At 42.9% G+C, this 25,095-nt stretch carries 25 protein-coding genes; 24 read left to right on the top strand and 1 reads right to left on the bottom strand.

The features are described 5' to 3' along the window. The first annotated feature begins 1 nt into the window (after nt 1). The 24 genes from BQ4305_RS13795 (at nt 2) to spoIID (ending at nt 24,643) form a co-directional block, all read left to right on the top strand. On the top strand, nt 2-1,297 hold the full coding sequence (locus BQ4305_RS13795; protein WP_407640156.1) for a methyl-accepting chemotaxis protein: 1,296 nt from the start codon (nt 2-4) through the stop codon (nt 1,295-1,297). A gap of 424 nt (nt 1,298-1,721) precedes the next feature. Continuing rightward, nucleotides 1,722-2,168, top strand: coding sequence for a ribose 5-phosphate isomerase B (gene rpiB, locus BQ4305_RS13800; protein ID WP_110928319.1), 447 nt, complete (start codon nt 1,722-1,724; stop codon nt 2,166-2,168). A gap of 32 nt (nt 2,169-2,200) precedes the next feature. Continuing rightward, the gene (locus tag BQ4305_RS13805) at nt 2,201-2,797 is read left to right on the top strand and encodes a TIGR01440 family protein (RefSeq protein ID WP_234396964.1); all 597 of its coding nucleotides are present in this window, start codon (nt 2,201-2,203) and stop codon (nt 2,795-2,797) included. A 400-nt stretch (nt 2,798-3,197) separates the two neighbouring features. Continuing rightward, complete coding sequence (glyA, locus tag BQ4305_RS13810) at nt 3,198-4,439, top strand: serine hydroxymethyltransferase (RefSeq protein WP_110928320.1); 1,242 nt, start codon at nt 3,198-3,200, stop codon at nt 4,437-4,439. Nucleotides 4,440-4,623: 184 nt separating this feature from the next. Beyond that, a complete protein-coding gene (gene upp / locus BQ4305_RS13815) occupies nt 4,624-5,253 on the top strand; it encodes a uracil phosphoribosyltransferase (RefSeq protein ID WP_110928321.1) in 630 nt (209 codons plus the stop codon). Between the two features lie 21 nt (nt 5,254-5,274). Then, complete coding sequence (gene wecB, locus BQ4305_RS13820; protein WP_324611586.1) at nt 5,275-6,417, top strand: non-hydrolyzing UDP-N-acetylglucosamine 2-epimerase; 1,143 nt, start codon at nt 5,275-5,277, stop codon at nt 6,415-6,417. A gap of 247 nt (nt 6,418-6,664) precedes the next feature. Continuing rightward, a complete protein-coding gene (locus BQ4305_RS13825; RefSeq protein WP_110928322.1) occupies nt 6,665-8,869 on the top strand; it encodes a S8 family serine peptidase in 2,205 nt (734 codons plus the stop codon). 451 nt (nt 8,870-9,320) lie between these two features. After that, nucleotides 9,321-9,692, top strand: a complete 372-nt coding sequence (locus BQ4305_RS13835) for an ATP synthase subunit I (RefSeq protein ID WP_110928324.1) — start codon at nt 9,321-9,323, stop codon at nt 9,690-9,692. A 19-nt stretch (nt 9,693-9,711) separates the two neighbouring features. Further along, nucleotides 9,712-10,428 carry a F0F1 ATP synthase subunit A gene (gene atpB / locus BQ4305_RS13840; RefSeq protein WP_110928325.1) on the top strand — a complete coding sequence of 239 codons (717 nt, stop codon included), beginning with the start codon at nt 9,712-9,714 and terminating at the stop codon, nt 10,426-10,428. Nucleotides 10,429-10,509: 81 nt separating this feature from the next. Beyond that, complete coding sequence (gene atpE, locus BQ4305_RS13845) at nt 10,510-10,722, top strand: F0F1 ATP synthase subunit C (RefSeq protein WP_199880727.1); 213 nt, start codon at nt 10,510-10,512, stop codon at nt 10,720-10,722. Nucleotides 10,723-10,875: 153 nt separating this feature from the next. Continuing rightward, entirely contained in the window at nt 10,876-11,394 is a 519-nt protein-coding gene (locus BQ4305_RS13850; RefSeq protein ID WP_110928327.1) for a F0F1 ATP synthase subunit B, read from the top strand. Continuing rightward, a complete protein-coding gene (locus BQ4305_RS13855) occupies nt 11,391-11,927 on the top strand; it encodes a F0F1 ATP synthase subunit delta (protein ID WP_110928328.1) in 537 nt (178 codons plus the stop codon). Before BQ4305_RS13850 ends, BQ4305_RS13855 begins: the two co-directional genes overlap by 4 nt. 24 nt (nt 11,928-11,951) lie before the next feature. Beyond that, nucleotides 11,952-13,460, top strand: coding sequence for a F0F1 ATP synthase subunit alpha (atpA, locus tag BQ4305_RS13860; protein ID WP_110928329.1), 1,509 nt, complete (start codon nt 11,952-11,954; stop codon nt 13,458-13,460). A gap of 36 nt (nt 13,461-13,496) precedes the next feature. Continuing rightward, the gene (gene atpG / locus BQ4305_RS13865; protein ID WP_110928330.1) at nt 13,497-14,354 is read left to right on the top strand and encodes an ATP synthase F1 subunit gamma; all 858 of its coding nucleotides are present in this window, start codon (nt 13,497-13,499) and stop codon (nt 14,352-14,354) included. A 115-nt stretch (nt 14,355-14,469) separates the two neighbouring features. Continuing rightward, nucleotides 14,470-15,867, top strand: a complete 1,398-nt coding sequence (gene atpD / locus BQ4305_RS13870) for a F0F1 ATP synthase subunit beta (protein WP_110928331.1) — start codon at nt 14,470-14,472, stop codon at nt 15,865-15,867. Nucleotides 15,868-15,892: 25 nt separating this feature from the next. Next, nucleotides 15,893-16,297: a F0F1 ATP synthase subunit epsilon gene (locus BQ4305_RS13875; RefSeq protein ID WP_110928332.1), complete on the top strand. Its 405-nt coding sequence runs from the start codon at nt 15,893-15,895 to the stop codon at nt 16,295-16,297. A gap of 506 nt (nt 16,298-16,803) precedes the next feature. Further along, nucleotides 16,804-17,325 (top strand): NADH-quinone oxidoreductase subunit J, encoded by a 522-nt coding sequence (locus BQ4305_RS13880; protein WP_110928333.1) that lies wholly within the window; start codon nt 16,804-16,806, stop codon nt 17,323-17,325. Continuing rightward, nucleotides 17,322-17,633, top strand: a complete 312-nt coding sequence (gene nuoK, locus BQ4305_RS13885; RefSeq protein ID WP_110928334.1) for an NADH-quinone oxidoreductase subunit NuoK — start codon at nt 17,322-17,324, stop codon at nt 17,631-17,633. Before BQ4305_RS13880 ends, nuoK begins: the two co-directional genes overlap by 4 nt. 184 nt (nt 17,634-17,817) lie before the next feature. Beyond that, nucleotides 17,818-19,317, top strand: coding sequence for an NADH-quinone oxidoreductase subunit M (locus tag BQ4305_RS13890; RefSeq protein WP_110928335.1), 1,500 nt, complete (start codon nt 17,818-17,820; stop codon nt 19,315-19,317). Nucleotides 19,318-19,333: 16 nt separating this feature from the next. Next, on the top strand, nt 19,334-20,860 hold the full coding sequence (gene nuoN / locus BQ4305_RS13895) for an NADH-quinone oxidoreductase subunit NuoN (protein ID WP_110928336.1): 1,527 nt from the start codon (nt 19,334-19,336) through the stop codon (nt 20,858-20,860). Between the two features lie 129 nt (nt 20,861-20,989). Beyond that, complete coding sequence (locus BQ4305_RS13900) at nt 20,990-21,229, top strand: DUF1146 family protein (protein WP_110928337.1); 240 nt, start codon at nt 20,990-20,992, stop codon at nt 21,227-21,229. A gap of 140 nt (nt 21,230-21,369) precedes the next feature. Then, complete coding sequence (locus BQ4305_RS13905) at nt 21,370-22,119, top strand: YwmB family TATA-box binding protein (RefSeq protein WP_110928338.1); 750 nt, start codon at nt 21,370-21,372, stop codon at nt 22,117-22,119. A gap of 32 nt (nt 22,120-22,151) precedes the next feature. Next, entirely contained in the window at nt 22,152-23,456 is a 1,305-nt protein-coding gene (murA, locus tag BQ4305_RS13910) for a UDP-N-acetylglucosamine 1-carboxyvinyltransferase (protein WP_110928339.1), read from the top strand. 149 nt (nt 23,457-23,605) lie between these two features. Continuing rightward, nucleotides 23,606-24,643: a stage II sporulation protein D gene (spoIID, locus tag BQ4305_RS13915; protein ID WP_110928340.1), complete on the top strand. Its 1,038-nt coding sequence runs from the start codon at nt 23,606-23,608 to the stop codon at nt 24,641-24,643. A 7-nt stretch (nt 24,644-24,650) separates the two neighbouring features. Here spoIID and BQ4305_RS13920 read toward each other — a convergent pair whose 3' ends face one another. Continuing rightward, nucleotides 24,651-25,085, bottom strand: a complete 435-nt coding sequence (locus BQ4305_RS13920) for a VanZ family protein (protein WP_110928341.1) — start codon at nt 25,083-25,085, stop codon at nt 24,651-24,653. Nucleotides 25,086-25,095: the final 10 nt, after the last annotated feature.

Consider the following 25,095-nt stretch of genomic DNA (forward strand, 5'->3'; position numbering starts at 1 on the left):
ATTGAGGATGACAGAGAGAAAACGATATAAGTTTGGCTTAAGAAAAAAGTTAGTGCTTTTCATTTCCGTTTTAGCCTTCATAACATATTCTACAACGGCACTTTTTATTTTTGTTGTTCATCCTTTATTTTTTGAGGGTGTAAACACCCTCTTATTTAGCATCGCGACACTGGCACTCGGGATTATTTGGTCCGGAATTTTGGCTTACTTTGCCGCCCAGCTGATTATAAAGCCTCTTCAAAAACTGGAAACGGCTGCCTTGAGTGCAGCAGACGGCGATATTAGCCAGGAAGCCTATGTACATAAAACAGACGATGAAATTCGTTCATTAGGCTTGGCTTTTAATCATATGCTTTTCAATTTACGGGATATGGTGCATCGAATCGATGATAATTTTCATGAAACGAATGATAAGGTTGTTCATATATCCGGAGAGGCGAGCAGAGCTTCGGAGCAGGCTGAAAATATCGCCAGGACGATCGAAGAAATTTCCAAAGGCGCAGACCATTCAGCGGTCTCTATTATGAATACAGCTGAAGCGATGGAAGATGTGACGAAAATAGCTCAAGAAGTGCAGAGGAAGGCAAATGCTTCTGTTTCATTTTCGGGTGAAATGGTTACTGAGCTTGGAAAGAACAAAGATGTCATTCATTCTTTAGTTTCAGGGATTCAGCAGCTGGCACAAGGAAACAAGAAATCTTTAACAGAGGCAAGGCGTTTGGAGGAAAATGCGGCAAAAGTTGAGCAGGTTATCAGGCTTGTCGGAGATATTGCTGCTCAGACTAATTTGCTTGCCCTTAATGCGTCTATTGAAGCAGCCCGTGCGGGTGAACATGGCAAAGGCTTTGCTGTAGTGGCAGAAGAGGTGCGCCTGCTCGCTGATGAAAGCGCGAGAGCTGTTCAGGATATTTCCGGATTGATTCAGAATATCCAGTCCGAAGTAAAAGCGGTGGTGAAGCAGATTACAGAGCAGGTAGAGGCGGTCAATCAGGAAGTGCAAAAAGGATCTGAAACAGATGCTGCCCTTGAAGAGATGTCGAAAACGGTGAATGTTGTAGCCCGGGCTGTAACGGATATAACTGAACTTGTAGACAGGCAGATGGCGAGTATAGAAGAGACTTCCCAGCAATCACAGGAAGTTGCGGCCATTGCGGAAGAAACATCCGCAGGTGCAGAGGAAGTGACAGCTACTACCCATGATCAGGCTTCTGTTATGGGCAGTGTAGATCAAGCGGCACGGGAGCTTAAAGCTCAGGCTGATCAGCTTAAGCAAACCATCAGCCGTTTCAAGTTATAAGAGATTGCTGTTCATCGATCGAGCACGAAATAAAAGCAGAAAATTCTTAGAAAAAGGATAAGAATCTATCATAAGAAACGGATAAGGGCGGCCGCCGGAACAGCATAAGGGAGAGACTCCCGGGGTTGTCGAAAGCCGTCCTTGAAACGGAAATCTATGTTTTTTAATTGTTGTCCCAGCCTGCTCAAAAAGACTCACCCCTTCTCTGAGAAATCACATTAGCTGATTTCTCTTTTTTATTTTTTTAGCAGCAGCTGGAAAAGGTTTATGTTACGCAGCGGAGTGAGGCATCTTCTCTTTCTGTAAACAGCTAAAGTGATGATGGTTCTTCAGTCATTTTAATGGTTACGGGATGAACCCATTTCTTTATCTTTTTGGCTATTTGTGACACAATAATAGTAAGGAAAAATAGAGGAGGAAGACGATGAAAGTAGCAATTGCATCTGACCATGGCGGCATCCAAATTAGGGAAGAAATAAAAAAACTAATGGAAGAATTGAATATTCCTTATGAAGATTTTGGCTGTGAATGCAGCACATCTGTAGATTATCCGGATTATGCGCTTCCTGTAGCCGAAAAAGTAGCGAGAGGGGAGTTTGACCGAGGAATCCTTGTCTGCGGGACAGGTATCGGAATGAGCATTGCTGCTAACAAAGTCAAAGGGATCAGGTGTGCGCTTGTGCATGATGTATACAGTGCGAAATTAACAAGGCAGCATAATGATTCAAATGTTCTGGCTATGGGTGAACGGGTTATTGGGCCGGGACTGGCCAGGGAAATTGCCCAGGCATGGCTGACTTCAGATTTTGAAGGAGGCCGTCATGAGAACCGCCTTGGAAAAATTAAGAAATATGAAGATCAGAATAGCTGATTCTTTTTACGCTGGAGAAGGGAGCGCTGAAGATGAACAATCAAGGGGACGATTTTAAAGAGATGCTGAAGACTTGGCAGGGACAGCTTAAAAGGCTGCTCGCTGAATTTCAAAACATAGCACAATTATCGGAAGGCAATCTGGTCGTCGTAGGCTGCAGCACGAGCGAGGTAAGAGGAAAAAGGATTGGAACTGAAGGGGCAGAGGAAATTGCCCGGATGATATTTGAAGAGATGTCTTCTTTTCAAGCCGAAACCGGTGCAGAACTTGCTTATCAGTGCTGTGAGCATTTAAATCGGGCGCTTGTGCTTTCCCGGGTGACGGCGCTTCGAAGAGGGTATGAGGAAGTTTCTGTAGTGCCCGTTAAAAAGGCTGGCGGCTCAATGGCAGCCTATGCTTTTCAGAATATGAAAGATGCTGTTGTTGTTGAGCATATTAAGGCAGAGGCTGGCATTGACATAGGTGATACTTTTATCGGCATGCATTTGAAGCATGTGGCTGTGCCGGTGAGAACTTCTATCCGGGAAATTGGCCATGCGCATGTTACGATGGCCAAGTCACGTCCTAAATTAATTGGGGGCGAAAGAGCTGTGTATATAGACAATCGAATCAATAAGAGCTGTTCTTAAAAAAGACTGACCGTTAAATGTCAGTCTTTTGCGAATGTTTAATGGATTGAGACGTTTAGATTTCATGATGAATTATCAGTCGTGACTTGTAATAATCTTAAATTATTATCTGTATTACGAACGATCTTTCATAAAATTAATTAAATGTGCGTAAAAAGAGACTATAACTTCTGTTGGAGACATGTTAAAATGAAATTGAATTAAGAGAGAGCTTATGTATGCCGGTTAACAGCAGCACTTTCCGCCTTTAGAAAAGAAGAGGCGGCGGACACTTATGCCATAAAACCAGTGCAGTTCAGCTTGCTGTCTGTGTGTAAGCTTAACTTTATGTTTTTACATAGGTTTATTTTATCCTGTAACAGCAAAAAATCATGGCAGTACAATCAGAGGAGGATTTACTATGAATCGTTTAGCTAAGCAAGATGAGCAGGTTTTTAAGGCGATCGAGCAAGAGTTGGGACGCCAGCGGACAAAAATCGAACTCATTGCTTCTGAAAATTTCGTCAGTGAAGCTGTAATGGAAGCGCAAGGGTCTGTACTAACGAATAAATATGCAGAAGGGTACCCTGGCAGACGCTATTATGGCGGCTGTGAGTACGTGGATATTGTAGAAGATTTGGCAAGAGAGCGTGCAAAGCAGATTTTTGGAGCGGAACATGTGAATGTTCAGCCGCATTCCGGCGCCCAGGCAAATATGGCTGTATATTTTACGGTTTTAGAAGCGGGGGACACGGTTCTTGGAATGAATCTTTCCCATGGCGGACATTTAACGCACGGAAGTCCGGTTAACTTCAGCGGTGTCCAGTATAACTTTGTGGAGTATGGCGTTGGTAAAGAGGATCATCGAATTGATTATAATGATGTGTTGGAAAAAGCACGTCAGCATAAACCTAAATTAATCGTTGCAGGAGCCAGTGCTTATCCGAGAGCGATCGACTTTAAGAAATTCCGTGAAATTGCTGATGAGGTAGGCGCCTATTTGATGGTAGATATGGCTCATATTGCCGGTCTTGTAGCAGCGGGACTGCACGAAAGTCCGATACCATACGCTGATTTCGTAACGACGACTACTCATAAGACATTGCGCGGACCGCGCGGCGGCATGATCCTTTGCAAAGAGGAATTTGCAAAGAAAATTGATAAATCTATTTTCCCTGGCATTCAAGGCGGCCCGCTTATGCATGTCATTGCAGCGAAAGCAGTTGCTTTTGGAGAAGCGCTTCAGGAAGAGTTCAAAACGTATGCCCAGCAAATCATTGATAATGCCAAACGTTTGGGAGAAGGGCTGAAGAAAGAAGGCTTCACGCTTGTTTCAGACGGCACTGATAATCATTTGCTTCTTTTGGATGTTCGCTCTACAGGCCTGACAGGCAAGGTCGCTGAGCACGCGCTGGATGAGATTGGCATTACAGTGAATAAAAACACGATTCCTTTTGATCCGGAAAGTCCATTTGTGACAAGCGGTATTCGGATAGGAACAGCTGCTGTTACTTCCCGCGGATTCGGCTTGGAAGATATGGATGAAATTGCATCTATTATAGGTCTTGTTCTGAAAAACCATGAAGATGCGGACAAATTGAAAGAGGCCGATGCACGTGTACGCGAATTAACAAACAAATTTGAGCTATATCCTTCTTTTTAATTATAATGTGAAGCCGTTCCCTTAAGGGGAGCGGCTTTTTCAGTTTTAAAGGTCCGACCATTAAACCTTTATTGAAGTATGCGTTCTTTTTCTGTAAAATAAGTGAGATGAATGGATTCATGTACGTAAAAATCTTTTTTCTTATGGGAAAAGGCCGTTATTTTAAAGATGAGGAGAGATGGAAATGGGTAAAGTATACGTTTTTGACCACCCTTTAATTCAGCATAAATTAGCATACATACGCGATGCGAGAACAGGGACGAAGGAATTCAGAGAACTTGTGGATGAAGTAGCTTCTCTTATGGCATTTGAAATTACAAGGGATATGCCGCTTGAGGAAGTTGAAATTGATACACCGGTCAGCAAAGCGAAAGTGAAAATGCTGTCAGGGAAGAAGGTAGGGATCGTGCCAATCCTGCGTGCGGGAATCGGGATGGTCGATGGAATCATTAAACTTATACCGGCAGCTAAAGTCGGACATGTCGGTTTATACCGTGATCCAGAGACACTCAAACCGGTTGAATATTATGTAAAAATGCCGAGCGACCTTGCAGAGCGTGAATGTATCGTCGTCGATCCGATGCTTGCTACAGGGGGATCAGCAATTGAAGCCATTCAGTCTATTAAGAACAGAGGAGCTGTCAATATTAAGTTTATGTGTTTGATTGCTGCTCCAGAAGGTGTGGAAGCTTTGAAAGCGGCGCATCCTGATGTTGATATTTATATTGCCGGACTTGATGAAAAGCTTGATGATCATGGTTATATTGTACCAGGTCTTGGAGATGCTGGAGATAGACTGTTCGGAACGAAATAAGCAGAGATGGGAGTGTCGGCAGTGACAGAACCGATTAAGGTAATGACGATTTTTGGGACAAGGCCTGAAGCGGTCAAAATGGCTCCGCTCGTTCTTGAGTTCCTGAACCGTCCTGAGGACTTTACATCTGTGGTTGCTGTGACGGCTCAGCATCGGCAAATGCTGGACCAGGTCCTTGATTTATTCTCGATCCGTCCTGATTATGATTTGAATATTATGAAGGACCGGCAAACGCTGGCTGATATCACAACCAGATCGCTTTCCGGGCTGGATCAGATTATGAAAGAGGTTAAACCGGATATTGTACTTGTTCACGGAGATACGACAACGACTTTTGCTGCCAGTTTGGCCGCCTTTTATAATCAAATTGCAATCGGTCATGTTGAGGCGGGATTACGGACCTGGAATAAATATTCTCCTTTTCCGGAGGAAATGAACCGGCAGCTGACAGGGACGATGGCCGATCTTCATTTCGCGCCGACTCCTCAGGCAGAAAAGAATCTTCAGGCAGAAAAGAAGAACGGGCAAATATTTGTAACGGGAAACACAGCTACTGATGCACTGAAAACAACTGTAAGGAACTCTTATTCCCACCCTGTTTTGGACAAATTGGGCAATGACCGTCTTGTTTTAATGACAGCTCACCGTCGGGAAAACCTTGGAGAACCTATGAAAAACATTTTCAGAGCCGTCAAAAAGCTCGTCGGAGATCACGATGATATTCAAGTAGTATATCCGGTCCATTTGAATCCTGCAGTCAGAGAACTTGCCGATAAGTTTCTCGGTGATGATCCGCGGATTCATTTAATTGAGCCTTTAGATGTTTTGGATTTTCATAATTTTGCTGCAAGTGCCTATCTGATTTTGACGGATTCTGGCGGAATTCAGGAGGAAGCACCGTCATTGGGTGTTCCGGTCTTAGTGCTGCGGGATACGACGGAGCGTCCTGAAGGGATTGAAGCCGGAACCCTTAAACTTGCCGGAACAGATGAAGCGGCGGTTTATGATATGGCCTACAAGCTTTTGAATGACCCTGCGGCATATGAGGAAATGGCTAAAGCATCGAATCCATATGGAGACGGCCGTGCTTCTGAGAGAATTGCAGAGGCCATCCGTTATCATTTTCAGCGTTCGGATTCGCCGCCAGAAAGATTTGAACCATAGAAAATTAGAGTGGGTTTCCCAAAAGGTATCGAGGTTTCTCGATACCTTTTGTTATGCTCGGAAGAGGATAGATCGCCGAGCTTTCTGTTCCTGATAAGGGTGTCTTATTCTTGAGTGACAGCTCTCAGAAATTCTCCTGCCCGCAAAGTGAGCGAAGGAGGCCTGTATGACGGAAAGCTTGAGGGCTTTCTTTTTTATGTATAGTCCCCGGGGTGGGTGAAAGGATAAATCCTAGGGGGCGATTATCGTGAGAAAACTAACGGGTCTGACGGTCATCTTTTTAATATTCATACATACTATCAGCTGTTATGCCGAGGGGGGACAGGCAGAAAAAAATTCAGCCATTATAGTCTTAAAACCAAAAACTTCTGAACGTGAAAGCGCTGAGATGATACAAAAATATCCTTCTGTGCAAATCAGGCATGAATATAAGCATGCACTGCGTGGATTTTCCGTTTTTGGCCTGAAAAAGGAGCTTGAACTGCTGAAGAAGGAAAAGAATGTTCAATATGTGGCAGAGGTCAAACAATATCTCCCCGCCTTAGATCAAAGTGTTCCGTTTATAGGCGGGGAGGATATTAGAGGCTATTATGATTTGAAAAACAGAAGGCTCACCGGCCGGGGAGTGAAAGTAGGGGTAATTGATACTGGAATTGACTATACCCATCCAGATCTGAAAAACTCATATAAAGGAGGAGAGGATTTGGTTGACCATGATCACGATCCCATGGAAACCAAAAGTCCTCAGCAGCTGGCGACCGTTCATGGGACACATGTAGCCGGTATTATTGCGGCCAATGGAAAGTTGAAAGGTGTGGCACCTGAGGCAGAAATTTATGCATACAGGGCTTTGGGACCTGGCGGGAGCGGGGATACGGAACAAGTGTTATTGGCATTGGAAACAGCCATAAAGGATGAGATTGATGTTCTGAATCTATCGCTTGGAAATGCAGTAAATGGTCCAGATCTGCCTATCTCCATGGCATTAAACAAAGCGGTAGAAAAAGGGATTGTTGCCGTTACCTCTAACGGAAATTCAGGACCGGGGATATGGACAGTCGGATCCCCTGGAACAGCTGAAAAAGCTATTTCTGTCGGTGCATCTACTCCGCCGCTGAAGGTCCCCTATTTGCGGTATGGACTCGGAAGTTCGGAGTCTGAGGTTCCTCTAAGCCAGCTTCAAGGCTCAAAACCCTGGGATTTGCATTTTTCAGAAGAGCTTGTATTTGGCGGCAGGGGAGAGAAGAGCGATCTTGGGAATGCACAGGGAAAAGTAGTCCTTATAGAGCGGGGGAAACTAACTTTTACTGAAAAGGTAAAAAACGCAAAGGAAGCCGGGGCTGCTGCTGTTATCATCTACAATAATACGGACGGGGAATTTACGGGAACGATTGGGGAAGGGATAGGTATTCCGGCAGCTTCTATTACCAAATATGAAGGAAAGAAGCTGCGGGGATGGATCAAAAAGTCCGTATCCCCGAGCGGCAAATATATATATAAGGAAGAAAGGGATCTTTTGGCAGATTTCAGCTCCCGCGGCCCTGTGACGGTAAACTGGGGAATCAAGCCAGATGTGGTCGCTCCCGGAGTTGCCATTAACAGTACCGTTCCGTCCGGTTACCAGGCATTAGCCGGTACAAGTATGGCGGCGCCGCATGTTGCCGGAGCATGTGCGCTGATTTTGCAAATGCATCCGGAATGGACGCCGGAGCAAGTGAAGTCAGCATTGATGAATACTGCGAAGCCTATAACAGATAAAGAAGGCAAGCTGTATCATACGTTCGATCAAGGTGCAGGACGCATACAGATTCCTGAAGCTGTAAATGTCAGCACTCTGCTGTCGCCAAGTTCTCTTGCCTTTGGTATGTATACGAGGAAGGGAGGGATTGAGGAACATGAAAAAGTGATAACGGTCGAAAATGTCAGTGAATCGGAACAGCACTATTCATTTAAGCAGCCGCTCAAGGAAAAGGGTCTGACCTGGCATCTTCCCGCATCGTTTCATCTGAAGCCGGGAGAAAAGAAAGAAGTGAAAATAGGGCTTCAGGCAGAATCGAAGGAAACCGAGAAAGGAATTTATGATGGGTATGTCACGTTATCTGAAGGAACGAAAAAGCTTCAGCTCCCTTACCTGTATGTCAAAGAAGAACCAGATTATCCGAGGGTAATGGGATTTGAATTTGTACAGGCGGATGAACCTGGAAAGTACCGCTATGAAATGTATTTGCCGCAAGGGGCCGATGAATATGGCATCGCATTGTATGAAGCGGATGGATATCGATTTGCAGGGTATTTAGAATGGGGGAAGGCTGCTCCGCGAGGAATGATCAGTAAAGATGTGAATAGTGAAAAGCTTCCTCGGCCTGGATTGTATAAAGCGGTCATATTTGCAAAAAGAGCGGGAAAAGAAGATCGGATTGAGACAACCATTCAAATTGAGGCGGAAAAATGAGTGTCAAGAGGAAAAATAAAATAAAATGTGAACGTTTCGTTAATAATTACAAATCTGTGACAAATTTCACTAACCACTTCATTGACATTGATACTGGCCTATTGTATGCTAACAAAGGATGTAAGATGAGAAGGTTTTCAGGCGCATCTACATGCAAGTTTAACACTAATTTGCATGAAAATATATCCTTTTTTACCACCACTACTAACTGCGGGGATGCAACTTATGCATTATCAAATGCCAATCCATTGGCCACGGCTTTGATGTCAGTATTTTTCCGAAAAATATACGCTGAATTTGACAGACATTCTTTTTGTAGGATGTAAGGTGGAATCTTGCCGAACTGTTTACATAATAATGACGGTTGGGTTATTTGACAGGGTATCAAAGGCGTGTTTGCCATGCTGAAAACTCATTTGATAACAAACTTTTAGGGAGATTTTGTGACGAGATGCCGGAATTAGACAAAATGTTCAACAGGCAGCGGAAGTCCATGCTTTATTTAATGGGACTGTACTTGCTGGGAATCGTGTTTACGCCATTTGATGACATTTTTCAGGGTCTGCTGCTCGGCACAATCTTTAGCATGATCATTTTCTTGTCATTGGTCAATAAGAACAAGAAATTCTCCCAGGCGGTAGCTGAAGGGAAAAAAGCACGTTCTCTTGGCAATTTAACAAGAATGTCTGCAGCTGCTATAGCTGCTATGATCGCTTTGAGGTATCCTGAGGAATTTCGAGTGGTCTTCGTGGTTTTGGGATTAATGACAGTTTATATTGTCATTATGATAGATTATTTTATACAAAACATACGTCGAAAGTAAAGAAGAGAGGTGAATACTGTTGAATCATGAAAATCCCATGTGGGAATTGATGAATACTGGAATATATTTTAATTTAGCTAACGTACTGATGATTACCATAGCGAGTTTAATTGTCTTCTTAATTGCCTTCGCGGCAACCCGCAGACTTGCCATGAGACCGACCGGAATTCAGAACTTTATCGAGTGGGTTATGGATTTCGTGAAGAATATCATCAACAGCGCAATGGATTGGCGTACAGGCGGTCATTTCCTTATGCTTGGAATGACGCTGATCATGTACATTTTCGTTTCTAATATGCTTGGATTGCCTTTCGCAATTACCGTGGATCATCACCTTTGGTGGAAATCCCCAACTGCGGATCCTGCAATCACAATGACTTTGGCGATTATGATAATGGGTCTTACTCATTATTATGGCGTTAAGATGCGGGGTGCCAAGAATTACGCGAAAACTTACGTTCAGCCAATGGGTTTCTTGTTCCCGCTGAAAATTATTGAAGAGTTCTCAAATACTCTAACTCTTGGATTGCGTCTTTACGGTAATATCTACGCCGGTGAGCTCTTGCTGTCCTTGCTTGTTGGATTAGGAACTAGCAGTTTTTTAGGCGCATTGGGCGGTGCAATTCCAATGCTTGCTTGGCAAGGATTCAGTGTCTTTGTCGGCTCCATTCAAGCTTTTATTTTCACTATGTTAACGATGGTTTATCTTTCTCACAAAGTAAGTGACGACCATTAATATATATTTGTTCAATATTTATTGGACAAGCTATTAAAATAAAACAAATTTCAAGGAGGAAATTTTATCATGACAGGTTCAATAGGTCTTATAGCTGCTGCTATCGCAGTAGGATTAGGTGCATTAGGTGCTGGTATCGGTAACGGTCTTATCGTTGGTCGTACAATCGAAGGGATGGCTCGTCAGCCAGAAGCTCGCGGTATGCTTCAAACTACAATGTTCGTCGGTGTCGCTTTGGTTGAGGCCCTTCCAATTATCGCGGTAGTTATCGCGTTCATCGTATTAGGACAATAAGTTTAGAAACTTAAAGAATTTTCATAATGGCGAAGTTCATCTAAGGAGAGCCTTCGCCTTTCCTTTATGTCTACAGAATATTTTTCTCGGCCCATGGGGCAGAATGAACGATAAATTTTTGCAAGTGAAACTCGTGAAGGGAGTGAACCAAGCGTGTTATTAAACGGTTTTGTACTCGGAGCAACACCTGGTATCGCCATCGGTGATGTGTTATACCAACTAGTAATTTTCCTTATCTTGCTTGCCTTGCTTAAAAAGTTTGCTTGGGGTCCATTAATGGGCATCATGAAACAACGTGAAGAGCATGTCGCCAGCGAGATCGAAGCTGCTGAAGCAAGCAGGAAAGAAGCTTTGCAATATTTAGAAGAACAGCGTGAAATCGTAAAGCAATCTCGCACTGAAGCGGGACAGCTTATTGAAAATGCAAAGAAACAAGGCGAAGCGCAGCGTGAAGATATTATTAAACAAGCACGTGATGAAGCGGGACGTCTGAAAGAATCTGCGAAGCGCGAAATCGTACAGGAAAAAGAAAAAGCAGTTGCGGAACTTCGTGAGCAAGTGGCTTCTTTATCTGTATTGATTGCTTCTAAAGTCATTGAAAAAGAACTATCTGAATCCGATCAGGAAAAGCTGATTAATGAATACATTCAAGAGGCAGGAGAAACTAAATGAGCGATATAACAGTAGCAAAGCGTTATGCCGTAGCTCTTTTCCAACTTGCGAAAGAGCAAAATCTCCTCGACCAAATTGAAGAAGAGCTTCGTGCTGTAAAAGAAGTATTCACAAACGATCAGGAATTATTGAATTTTCTTAAGCATCCTAAAGTAACAGGCGATGCGAAAAAAGAAATCATTTCTAATGCCTTTTCCAGTCTTTCCGAATCACTTCAGAATACAATCCTGTTAATGGCTGACCGTCATCGTATTGATGAAGTCAGCGTAATGGCAGATGAGTATATTGAACTTGCCAATGAAGAAAAGTCAGTTGCTGATGCAATTGTCTATACAGTTCGTCCTCTTACTGAATCAGAAGAAGCGGCTGTTTCTTCCGCATTTGCCGCAAAAGTAGGAAAGCGGAACTTAAGGATTACAAATGTCACGGATAAAAACATTATTGGCGGAATCAAGCTTCAAATTGGCAACCGTATTTTTGACGGAAGCGTGAGCGGAAAGCTTGATCGTCTTAGCAAACAACTATTAGGTTAATATTTACAGATAGGGGTGAAATTCATGGGCATCAAAGCTGAAGAAATCAGTGCGCTGATTAAAAAGCAGATTGAAAATTATCAATCTGAAATTGAAGTGAGCGATGTTGGTACAGTAATCTCTGTAGGGGATGGTATCGCACGTGTTCACGGGTTAGATAACGCAATGGCCGGAGAGCTCTTAGAATTTTCAAATGGAACAATGGGGTTAGCTCAAAACCTCGAGGAAAACAATGTTGGTATCGTTATCCTTGGACCGTTCAGAGATATTCAAGAAGGCAGTGAAGTACGCCGTACAGGTAAAATCATGGAAGTTCCTGTAGGTGAAGAATTAATAGGACGTGTCGTGAATCCACTAGGACAGCCTTTGGATGGTCTTGGTCCGATTAACACAACAAAAACTCGTCCAATTGAAAGCCCTGCTACAGGGGTAATGGACCGTAAATCTGTACATGAACCTCTTCAAACAGGTATTAAAGCGATTGATGCGCTTGTTCCTATCGGACGCGGACAGCGTGAATTGATCATCGGTGACCGTCAAACAGGTAAAACATCTGTAGCCATCGATACAATCCTTAACCAAGCTGACCAAAACATGATCTGTATCTATGTTGCAATCGGCCAAAAAGAGTCTACAGTACGGGGTACAGTAGAAACTCTTCGTAAAAATGGTGCGTTGGATTACACAATTGTTGTATCTGCGTCTGCATCACAGCCTGCTCCATTATTATACTTGGCTCCTTATGCAGGTGTATCTATGGGTGAGCACTTCATGTTCGAAGGCAAGCACGTGTTAGTGGTATATGATGATCTTTCTAAACAGGCATCTGCATACCGTGAACTTTCCTTGCTTCTTCGCCGTCCTCCAGGCCGTGAAGCATTCCCAGGGGATGTATTCTACTTGCACTCACGTTTATTGGAGCGTGCAGCTAAATTGAATGACACTCTTGGTGCAGGTTCAATTACAGCTCTTCCATTCGTTGAAACGCAAGCAGGCGATATTTCTGCTTACATTCCAACAAACGTAATCTCCATCACAGATGGTCAAATCTTCTTGCAGTCTGATTTGTTCTTCTCAGGTGTACGTCCAGCGATTAACGCCGGTCTTTCCGTATCACGTGTTGGTGGTTCAGCACAAATCAAGGCAATGAAAAAAGTTGCGGGTACACTTCGTTTGGACCTTGCGGCATTCCGTGAATTGGAAGCATTCGCTCAGTTCGGTTCTGACCTTGATGCAGCCACTCAAGCTAAACTAAACCGTGGTGCCCGTACTGTTGAGGTTCTTAAACAAGATCTTAACAAACCAATTAAAGTTGAAAAACAAGTTATGATCCTTTATGCATTGACTAAAGGTCATTTAGATGATATTCCAGTGGCTGATATCCGCCGTTTTGAAGAAGAATTCTATATCTTCTTAGACAATTCTCATCCGGAATTATTAGATGTCATCCGTACGACAAGCAACCTTCCAGAAGATGCTTCCATCGTTGCGGCTATTAACGAATTCAAAAAGTCATTCGTTATCTCTGAGTAATCAGGTCTAAATAATTTAAAAGGGTGGTGAGAATGAATGGCCTCTTTACGCGATATAAAAACACGGATAACTTCAACCAAAAAGACAAGTCAAATAACGAAAGCAATGCAAATGGTTTCAGCTTCTAAGATGAGTCGTGCTGAAATGAATGCAAAAGCTTACGTACCATACAGTGAGAAAATCCAGGAAGTCGTTGCGAGTATCGCTACAGGTACAGATGCATCACATCCAATGTTGGTATCACGTCCTGTAAAAAAAACCGGTTACCTTGTTATTACATCTGACCGGGGATTAGCAGGTGCTTATAACAGCAGTGTGCTTCGTCATGTATACAAAACGATCCAGCAGCGTCACCAATCCAGTGATGAGTATCTCATCATTGCGATCGGAAGAGTGGGCCGTGACTTCTTCGTCAGCCGTGATATGCCTGTCGAACTTGAAGTAGTGGGCGTGCCGGACCAACCGACATTCTCAGATATCAATACTCTTACCAAGTCAACTGTTGATTTGTATGCAAATGGTGCTTGTGATGAAATTTACATGTATTATAACCATTTCGTCAGTGCAATCCAGCAGGATGTTACGGAAAAGAAAGTGCTTCCTTTATCAGAAATCAGTTCAGCCAGCGGCAAATTGACTTCTTATGAATTCGAACCGAATGCAGAAGAAATCCTGGAAGTATTGCTTCCTCAATATGCGGAGAGCTTGATTTACGGTGCATTGCTTGATGGTAAAGCCAGTGAGCATTCTGCTCGTATGACAGCCATGAAAAATGCAACTGATAATGCAAAGGATCTTATTAATTCGCTTTCCTTGCAGTATAACCGTGCGCGTCAGGCTGCGATCACTCAGGAAATTACAGAGATCGTCGGCGGTGCAGCGGCTTTAGAATAGGATATTCCATCCGTTTTTGGATAAAAAAGTACGGCTTAGGGAGCAGGGGGCATCGACGATTTGCCGCCTGTTCCAAAATCATTCAATCGTCAAAAGTAAGTTAGGAGGGAAAACGATGAATTTAGGACGCGTTACCCAAGTTATGGGTCCGGTTGTTGACGTTAAGTTCGAGAATGGCCAACTTCCTAAGGTCTATAACGCTTTAAGAATCGAAAATGCAGCGTCTGGTGCAGGATTAACTCTAGAAGTAGCCCTTCAATTAGGTGATAATACTGTCCGTACAGTTGCGATGGCTTCCACTGATGGTTTAACCCGCGGTGCAGAAGCTGTAGATACAGGTGCTCCAATCTCTGTTCCTGTAGGAGAAGTTACTCTTGGTCGTGTATTCAACGTATTAGGAGAAAGCATTGACCTTGCAGAAGCTATTCCAGCAGACAATCGTCGTGACCCAATTCACAGACAAGCGCCTTCATTTGAAAACTTAACAACAGAAGTAGAAATTCTTGAAACAGGCATTAAGGTTGTTGACCTTCTTGCACCATACATCAAAGGTGGTAAAATCGGCTTGTTCGGTGGTGCCGGTGTTGGTAAAACTGTATTAATTCAAGAATTGATCAATAACATTGCCCAAGAACACGGCGGTATCTCTGTATTTGCCGGTGTTGGTGAGCGTACACGTGAAGGTAATGACCTTTTCCACGAAATGAGTGATTCAGGCGTTATCAAGAAAACAGCCATGGTATTCGGTCAAATGAATGAGCCGCCTGGTGCGCGTATGCGTGTAGCATTGAGCGGTTTGACAATGGCAGAATATTTCCGTGATGAGCAAGGACAGGACGTTCTTCTTTTCATCGATAATATTTTCCGTTTTACTCAAGCTGGTTCAGAGGTTTCTGCCCTGCTTGGCCGTATGCCTTCAGCGGTTGGTTACCAGCCGACACTTGCAACTGAAATGGGTCAGTTACAAGAACGTATTACATCAACAAATGTAGGTTCTGTTACTTCTATCCAAGCGATCTATGTACCAGCCGATGACTATACCGATCCGGCTCCGGCTACAACATTCGCTCACTTAGATGCAACAACTAACCTTGAGCGTAAATTATCTGAGATGGGTATTTACCCAGCGGTTGATCCATTGGCTTCTTCTTCGCGTGCTCTTAGCCCTGAAATTGTTGGAGCTGAGCATTATGAAGTAGCACGTCAAGTTCAATCAACTCTTCAAAAATACAGAGAGCTTCAAGATATCATTGCGATCTTGGGTATGGATGAATTGAGCGAGGATGACAAGCTGATTGTTGCCCGTGCTCGTAAAATCCAGTTCTTCTTGTCACAAAACTTCCACGTGGCTGAACAGTTCACTGGTCAAAAAGGTTCATATGTTCCTGTTAAGGAAACAGTTAAAGGATTTAAAGAAATCCTTGAAGGTAAATATGATGAACTTCCAGAAGATGCTTTCCGTCTAGTCGGAAGAATTGAAGAAGTCGTTGAAAAAGCAAAACAAATGGCTTAATTAAAGGGACCAAGGAGGGAATGAAATGAAGACCATTAAAGTCAATGTAGTTACTCCCGATGGCCCAGTATATGATGCAGAAGTTGAAATGGTAAGCACAAAGGCAAAAAGCGGTGAGCTTGGAATCATGGCTGGACACGTACCGACAGTTGCGCCTTTAGTAATCGGTGCAGTACGCCTGAAAAATGGCGGCAAAACAGACTATGTAGCCGTAAATGGAGGATTCTTAGAAGTCCGTCCTGATGTGGTAACCATCTTAGCTCAATCTGCTGAAAGAGCTGAATCTATCGATGTGGACCGGGCACAGGCTGCTAAAGCCCGCGCGGAAGAAAGACTGCAGGAAAACAGCAAAGATACGATCGATGCTAAAAGAGCAGAACTTGCTCTTAAACGTGCAGTAAACCGGATCCAAATCGCTAATATGCGATAACTTTGAAAAAAGCACCTGTCTCTAGCACAGGTGCTTTTTTTTATTGATCAACTCCTTTATGGTAAGAGGGAACAATTTTGGCAACATACATAAATTCTACACGCACTTCATAGAGTGTACAGATATGCTGTTTTAAGTATCTTAGTATGAAGCATGTATTCATCCGGCTCAATTTGATGACCTCTTAGACCTCATCATCCTTCTGACCTTATTCCTCCGCTTATTTAATAAATTAGTCTTCAAACGAAAATCATTAATATGATTTAATTGGCCCTTGAAAAGAGCAGACCTCCTGACGGGAACGAACTCACAGATATATAGATGTTTGCATGTCTGCCCGGACCCCTGTATATTTTTAGGTGTATAGTATGTGAAATCCCGTTTATGGACCAAACTCCCTTATTTTTACTTAAAAATCACATATAATTTTTATATGTCGATTGTGAGGACAAGCCAGTCAAGTTAATCGGAAAAAATTTTCTAAATATTCGGAAGGTGAGTGTGGTATGGGATTTTCGGGAGAAATGATTGCCTTTAGTATTTTAGCTTTTCTTACCGTCACAGGGGCTGTTATGCTGCTGCAAGTAAAGAGGTGGACACATGTGGTTATCACACTGGCTGTTACTATAATCAGCATAGCAGGAATATTTGTTTTATTGTCTGCTGAGTTTGCGGCGCTGGTTCAGATTCTCATTGGTTTGGGAGTTGTTATATCTGCCTTGATGTTCCGTGTTAAGTTGGCAGGACGCAGTAATAATGAAGCGAGTAAAACAGGAAAATGGAAAAAGTTCTTCCTGGCGGCAGGGGTTGCAGGGTTTTCCATCGCGGTATATGCAGGTATTCATGACCTTAATATCTCGGTATTGCCGTCTGATTTTGATGTGAAGAATACAAAGAAGCTGGGCATCGAGCTTTTCTCTAAATATATGATTCCTCTTGGATTAACATTGGCGGTGCTGCTGTCTGCCTTTGCAGGGATTCTCTTTCTTACAAAAGAAGACTCAATGGAAAGGAGCGGGCGGTCATGACTTCTGTTCCTTTGGCGGCCTATCTGGTTTTGGCTTTGGGGTTATTCAGCATTGGTCTATATGGGGCATTGGCAAAACGAAATCCAATCATCAGGCTGATTTCTATTGAATTCATGCTGAATGCAGCTATTATTAACCTGCTTGCATTTAGTAAACTTGGATGGTCTCCCTCTATTTCCGGGCAAGTTTTTTCCTTATTTATAATGGCCATTGCTGCGGCCGAAGCAGCAGTCGGACTGGCTATTTTAATCGTCCTTTACCGCAATAAAAACACTGTGCATATTGAAAAGGATAAAACACAGCATTAAAGGAGGTTGATAGAATGAAGGAATTCCCGTGGCTGGTGCCTTTTTTTCAGCTTTCCTCTACAAATAGGCTTTGGCCTTCCGTTTTTGCCGAAGGCGTTTTACATGTCTGCCTGGTTGATTGGGGCGTGTTTATTATGAAAAGAATACTGTATGTCCCCCGTTGTCTATTTGAGGGGGCGGACCGATGAATAGCTATTTCCTTATGGTGCTTGTGTTTTCTCCGTTGCTCGGAGTTATGATGGTTGCGTTAATGCCCCGTACGGAAGAACGAACAATTAAGCAGTTTGGCGTTACCGGAACCGTTCTTCCTTTTTTGCTATCTATATATATGTATGTCCTGCATTGGCTGGGGAAAGACCTGACAGCCTTTTCAATGAAATTCAGATGGATTCGGTTTGGCAGCCTGGAAGAGTATGATCCACAATTATATACCATTAATTTTGAGCTTGGGGTAAATGGACTGAGCCTATTATTTATTATGTTGACAACCATTCTGGCACTGGCTGCAGCAATGGCATCCTTCCAGATAAAAAAAGATAGTAAAGTTTATTTTATGTTGTTTTTCATTTTGGAAATAGGAATGCTCGGCGTATTTACAGCTGAAAACCTTATCCTATTGTTTATTTTCCTCGAGCTTACTCTCATTACAATGTTCTTCTTGATCGGAAAATGGGGACTGGCTGAAAAGGAAAAGGCTGCTTATCACTTTTTATTCTATAATGGCCTCGGATCTGGCATTTTGCTGATGGTCATCATGGTTTTATTCGCCAGGGCAGGGACAACCAATATTGATGCACTCATTCAGATTTTAACGGTAGGAGGAGTCTCCTTATTTGCACCGATTTCTGAGCCATTAAAAATGGGTTTGTGTATAGCTCTTGTTATTTCTTTTGGGATGAAGCTGCCAATCTTTCCATTTCACAGATGGGCGGTACGAGTACATAAAGAAGCGCCGATTCCAATTGTGATGCTGCTTACTGGTGTCCTAATGAAGATAGGAGCCTATGGAATCCTTTCTTTTGGATCCGGTCTGTTCCCTGAACCGTTTAAGGATCTGTCTTTTTATTTGGCGCTCTTTGGCATTATTGGACTTTTATATGGATCTTTGCTGGCTCTGCTCCAAACCAATTTGAAAAAGCTGCTTGCTTATTCTTCGATGTCAAATATGGGCATCGTTCTTATGGGAGTGAGTGCAGGAAGCGTGTCAGGGTATCAGAGTGCTGTTTATCAGACGGTTACACATAGTTTGATTGCTGCTTTATTGTTTTATTTAACAGGTGTGCTGCAGGAGAGGCCTTTAACAGCCTCGATGATACAGTTAGGAGGACGTGCGTTTTTTATGCCGGTATTCGCAGTATTTTTTGTGACAGCGGGAATTGCTTCGCTCGGTATGCCCATTCTGGCTGGGTTTAGCAGTGGCTTTGCTTTATTTCCCGAGCTGTTTAAATCCCATGTGATTCTGGCCTGTATCTGGATTCTGGGACTGATAATGATGGCTGCTTATATGTGGAGAGCCATTTTAATGATTGTGCGCGGAAAGCCTGCTTTTGAAAATAAGGGAAGGGACCTTCGGATATCAGAGTATGTTCCATCCGTTTTGTTACTTGCTCTGATTGTATTGATTGGTTTATATCCCGTCGTGCTAAGCGGACCGCTCCAGGAAGTACTGGCAGTGTTTAAATGAGGATGCAGGGAGGTGGATGGGGAATATGAAAATTATGCTCTCTAATGAATGGGGAATAGCAGTGCCTGAGTTGATCATTACAGTAACCATTTTGCTGCTGTTGTTTCTTGACGGGCTGGCGCCTAAAACATTTTCAAGACGGCGGCTTGCCCCTTTGGCCCTGACAGGTGTTCTGATTGCTTTTGTGTCACTGCTTGGCCTGCTTTCAACAGGTAAGGAAAGCATTTTGTATGATACGTTTTTATTGGATTCATTCGCCAAGGCGTTTAAGCTGCTCCTTTTAGGAGGCGGTTTTCTGGTTATTTTACTGGCAGCGGGATTTTCTTCAAAGGAAGGATTCAATGAGTACAGAGGTGAATTTTACTATTTGTTTCTGACGGGCCTGCTTGGGGCAATGTTTATCGCTTCGAGCGGTGATTTAGTGACGTTATTTGCAGGATTAGAACTTCTTTCCCTTTCTGCATATATTATGACAGGAATCCAGAAACGAAATGAAGCATCTAATGAATCGCCCATGAAATATGTGATAAATGGAGGGATCGCATCAGCTGTTACCTTGTTTGGGATGAGCTACTTGTATGGAATCGCTGGATCCACGAACTTGAGGGAAATAAACGAGGTATTAATCCGTATAACCGACAGTCAAATCCTTCAGTTATTAAGCATCGCTTTTCTGTTGATACTCGCTGGTTTTTCCCTCAAGGCAGCGGCAGCTCCTTTTCATATATGGACCTGCAATGGAGATGAAGGTCCCTTCATTCCGGCAGCTGTTTTTATTAGTACAATATCAAAAACAGCCGTTCTTTTGCTTTTATTGAGAATTATAATTACAGTTTTTTTTACCGCTTCAGGTGATGTTTATGGAGGATTTACCTTCTTGGAAAAAAACAGCATCTATTTATCAGTTCTAGCTGGGCTGACTATGGTAATTGGCAATGTGATTGCCCTCAGGCAGACAAGTGTGCCGCGGCTGCTTGCCTATTCCAGTATCGCTCATGCCGGTTATATCCTGACGGCTATTGCGACAGTTGGCGGAGGATACTTTCTGCTGGATACGCTTTGGTTTTATTTACTTGCTTATTTATTAATGAATATAGGAGCCTTCACCGTTCTTCAGCATATTTCTGCGGAAACGGGGTCAGTGGAATATGAAGCCTTTGCCGGGCTGGGAAGACGATCTCCATTGCTCGCTGCAGCCATGTCCGTTTTTCTTCTGTCGCTGGCCGGAATTCCGGGAACTGCTGGTTTTATAGGGAAAATTCATATCTTTCTGGGAGCTTTTCTGGCAGAACCAGCCCATTATATGCTGGCAGCTGTGATGCTGGTTATGACGGTTGTTTCCTATATGTACTATTTTAGAATTTTAGCAGAAATGTATTTTCGGCGGGGGCAGCTGGAAAGTAAGAAAAGAATGCCTGCCAGCATGATTTTCGTTGTGTTGATTTGTTCGGCGGGCACAGTGCTCTTCGGGCTGTACCCAAATGTAGGTTTGGATTTTCTTCATCAGCATTTTGGCGGGTTTGCTGATTTCATGGGAAACTGATCAGCTGCAGAGCCGATGCTTGGGCCTTTTCAGGTTCAAGCTTTTTTTTATTTTATTTTCCTTTTTTATTCCAACCTAATCAGTTGTTTGTGGTATAATCAAGTTTGGGTTAATTTTGGAGGTTAGAAAATGTTAACAGGCAGCATGGGGCTTCAAGCCATGATTGGTATCATCTCGCATCTGTTTTTTATTTCAGTTACATGGTGGGCTTTACAATCACTGAACTTGGACAAGTTTTTACGGGCTAATTCAGTATTGAAAGCCAGAGTGCTTTACATCTTGATAACTGTAGCGGTAGGATCAGCTGTGAGTAATTTCTTCCTTGATTATCTCGGTTTTGCGTCTCAGCTTCCACTATTATGGAATTGAGATGGGTGTAAAAAGCGGTCGCTATTTTTAAAAGGTCAGCCATTTAGGTCTCCTGACGTCAAAGTATGTCGTCAATTGACGATGAACGGCTCGTATGTCCCCTTTTCTTCGGGCAATACTGAAGATGGGAGGGGATTATAATGAAAAACTGGATAAAAATGCTATCGTGTGTGTTTGCGATCGGTTTGATACCTGCACTATATGGGAATAGTACGATTGTGGCAAATGAAAAAACAGATATCGAAAAAATTGCTGAACATCTAGAAGCGATAAAGGGCCTGGAGATAGAAAACTGGTCTATATACATGAGAGAGCGAAATGATAAGATTCAGACAAAAGAAAATTTTCAAAAAGAACTTTCTGTTTTGAAAGAAAAACTGCCTCAATTCAAATGGAGCCGTGTAGAAGTTGATGAGAATGGCTGGAAAGCAGCCGCATCCCATACTAATGCTAAATATGGCATTGCTGAATCTTTTTCCATGATGACTGCGCAGGAAGGAAATGGCATGGTTACATACCTCATTTACGAAATAAAAGGAAAGAATTGGGATAAAGGAGCTAGGTCATTTGTCTCTTCATCCTTCCATAATAGTGTAAATGACACATTTCGAGGTAATCCGACAATTTTTTCTTGTATAAGCGGGTCTTTCAGTGATAATATGGATTCGGTTTTATCTGCCAAGATGGAACAAGTATTGAAACGGTTTAATGCCAGGGAAATTGAAAGTGTGCAGGAAGAGAATTTTATTTCTGTGACAGCACATTCAGAGTTGTTTGAGAAGACATTGACAAAAGAACAGTTGAATTTGCAGGTAGGACTCAGGACAGACGGATTGGGCGGGCGGACAAGCTTTGTAGTTGGCACACCAATCGTGACGTTTGAATATTAATATAGAGAAAATGGACGCGGAGGGGAATACTTTTGGAAAAAATCATCGTCCGCGGCGGAAAAAGGCTTAGCGGAACAGTTAAAGTCGAAGGTGCTAAAAACGCCGTTTTGCCGGTTATCGCTGCAACATTATTAGCAAGCAATGGGAAAAGTGTCATTAAAGACGTTCCTACTCTCTCCGATGTATATACAATCAATGAAGTATTGCGCAACTTAAATACAGATGTTGCCTTTCATGATAATCAAGTTACTGTAGATGCATCAAGAGAGTTATTAGAAGAAGCACCATTTGAATATGTTCGAAAAATGAGAGCTTCAGTATTAGTGATGGGTTCATTATTAGCCAGAAACGGCCGTGCACGGGTAGCTTTACCTGGAGGATGTGCCATTGGTTCCCGTCCGATCGATCAGCATTTAAAAGGGTTCGAAGCGATGGGTGCAGAGGTTAAGGTAGGTAATGGATTTATCGATGCCAAAGTGAATGGAAGATTGAAAGGTGCAAAGATTTATCTTGATTTTCCTAGTGTTGGAGCAACTGAAAATATTATGATGGCAGCTACTTTGGCTGAAGGCACAACCATCCTTGAAAACGTAGCAAAAGAGCCGGAAATCGTAGACTTGGCAAACTTCCTGAACAAGATGGGAGCTAAGGTAAAAGGTGCCGGAACTGGTACTATGAAAATCGAAGGCGTTAATACATTATATGGTGCCGAGCATGCTATTATTCCTGACCGCATCGAAGCTGGGACATTTATGACAGCTGCGGCCATTACGGGCGGAGATGTATTAGTAAGGGGTGCTGTTCCTGAGCATCTCACATCCCTTATTGCCAAAATGGAGGAAATGGGTGTTCAAATCCGCGAGGAAGAGGATGGTTTGCGTGTAATTGGACCGGATGAATTAAAGCCGGTTGATATTAAAACAATGCCGCATCCTGGATTCCCGACTGATATGCAGTCCCAGATGATGTCTTTATTGCTTTGTGCAAAAGGCACAAGTATGATTACTGAAACTGTATTTGAAAATCGATTTATGCATGTGGAAGAATTCCGCCGCATGAATGCAGATGTGAAAATTGAAGGCCGTTCAGTCATTATCAATGGCCCGTCTTCTCTTCAGGGCGCAGAAGTGTCTGCTACTGATTTACGTGCCGCTGCAGCACTGATCCTAACTGGTTTAGTAGCTGACGGGATGACAAGAGTAACAGAGCTTAAGCATCTTGACAGAGGCTATGTGAATTTCCATGGAAAATTGGCTTCGCTAGGCGCTGATATTGAGAGAATAAAAGAAGACACTCCAGCGGAAACACCATCTGTTGCCGCAGACTTAAACGCATGATATAAAAACCCGTTCCCAGTGAACGGGTTTTTTTATAGAGAGAATCTAAGATTCTTTTAGTCATAAGTGCTTGTCCAGTCCCATACATTGTTAAGAGCAATTACCTGCCGGCAATAGGCAGAGTTCAATGTATGGGGAGGCCAGGGAATTTGAAGAAGACCATGAAACCAATGATACTAGTATTGATCATCACAGTATTCGTTATTATTATGATTCCAGCCATGCTTGTGCTTCCATTTTCCAAGAACGATACAACCGGCGAATTATCAGAACAAACGGAGCAAACCGATGGAAAGGAAGGGAAAAAAGTGGATTCAAGCAAAAACGAATCGATTGAAATCTCTGTCTACAGGTCATCGGAGAAAAAAATTCAAAAGCTGCCGCTTGAAACCTACTTGTCAGGAGTTGTCGCAGCCGAAATGCCGGCAGAATTTGAAAAAGAAGCATTGAAGGCTCAAGCGCTCGCCGCCCGTACATACATTGTCAGTCAATTACTGTCCGAGAAAAAAATCGGGCTGCCTGAAGGGGCAGATGTAGGGGATACAGAGCTGCATCAAGTTTATAAAAATGACAGTGAATTAAAAGAACTATGGGGTTCCACTTATACAGAAAAAATGAATAAAATTAAAAAGGCGGTAAAAGAAACAGAAGGGCAGATCCTGACTTATGACGGGCAGCCTATTGAAGCTTCCTTTTTTTCGACCAGTAATGGCTATACGGAAAACTCAGAGGATTATTGGAAAGCGGCACGGCCTTATTTGAAAAGTGTCTCAAGCCCATGGGACAAAAGTTCCCCGAAATTTCAAACGAAGGTGGCTGTAACAGTGTCTGAGTTCGAAAATAAACTCGGCGTGAATGTTCCGGAAGGGAGCCAGATTGGTACGATTACGAAAAGAACTTCAGGGAACCGTGTAGGAATTGTCGATATTGGCGGAGTGAAACTGACGGGGAAGCAAATCAGGGAAAAATTAAGTTTAACGTCCTCCGATTTCAGTTGGGAGCGGCAGGGAGATCGGATCATCATTCTGACAAAAGGCTTCGGACATGGTGTGGGAATGAGCCAATATGGTGCGAATGGAATGGCGAAAGAAGGAAAAAATTATAAAGATATTGTGAAATACTACTATCAAGGGATAGACATCCAGAGTTCAGGCCATCTTCTTAATACATTGACAGCAAAAAAATAAGAGAGCGTTATGCTCTCTTATTTTTTTTTGCGAGTTTTTCAATCTGTGTTAAAAATCCTCTCTGATGCTTGAAATAATGATAGCGAACATGAAAGTAGGCAGCAAGTACACCAATGTTATCTTTTACGGCATCAATCAAGGTAGCAGAGCGATAAGGAACAAAAGACTGATGAATTTCATCGGTAATCCCATATAATCCTGCTATTATTGCGGCATAAAGGCTGCTTTTAGCTGTCAATTTTTGATTGGCTGCTAAGGCAGCAGCAAAAAGTATATAGAGGATTGCAAACTCTACTAAGTGAAGAGCTTCTTTTATAAATCGGTCCCAAGCCGAAGATGGAAGATCCATAATCACGTCATCTGGCATGCTGGACATTGTCCATACCGCCCCCATATAAAGAATCGGAAGCAGGGAAATAATGATACGAGCTGTATTTTTCATAGTGAAAACA

It is taken from the genome of Bacillus massiliglaciei, from assembly GCF_900098925.1.
Classification (GTDB): Bacteria; Bacillota; Bacilli; order Bacillales; family DSM-1321; genus Peribacillus; species Peribacillus massiliglaciei.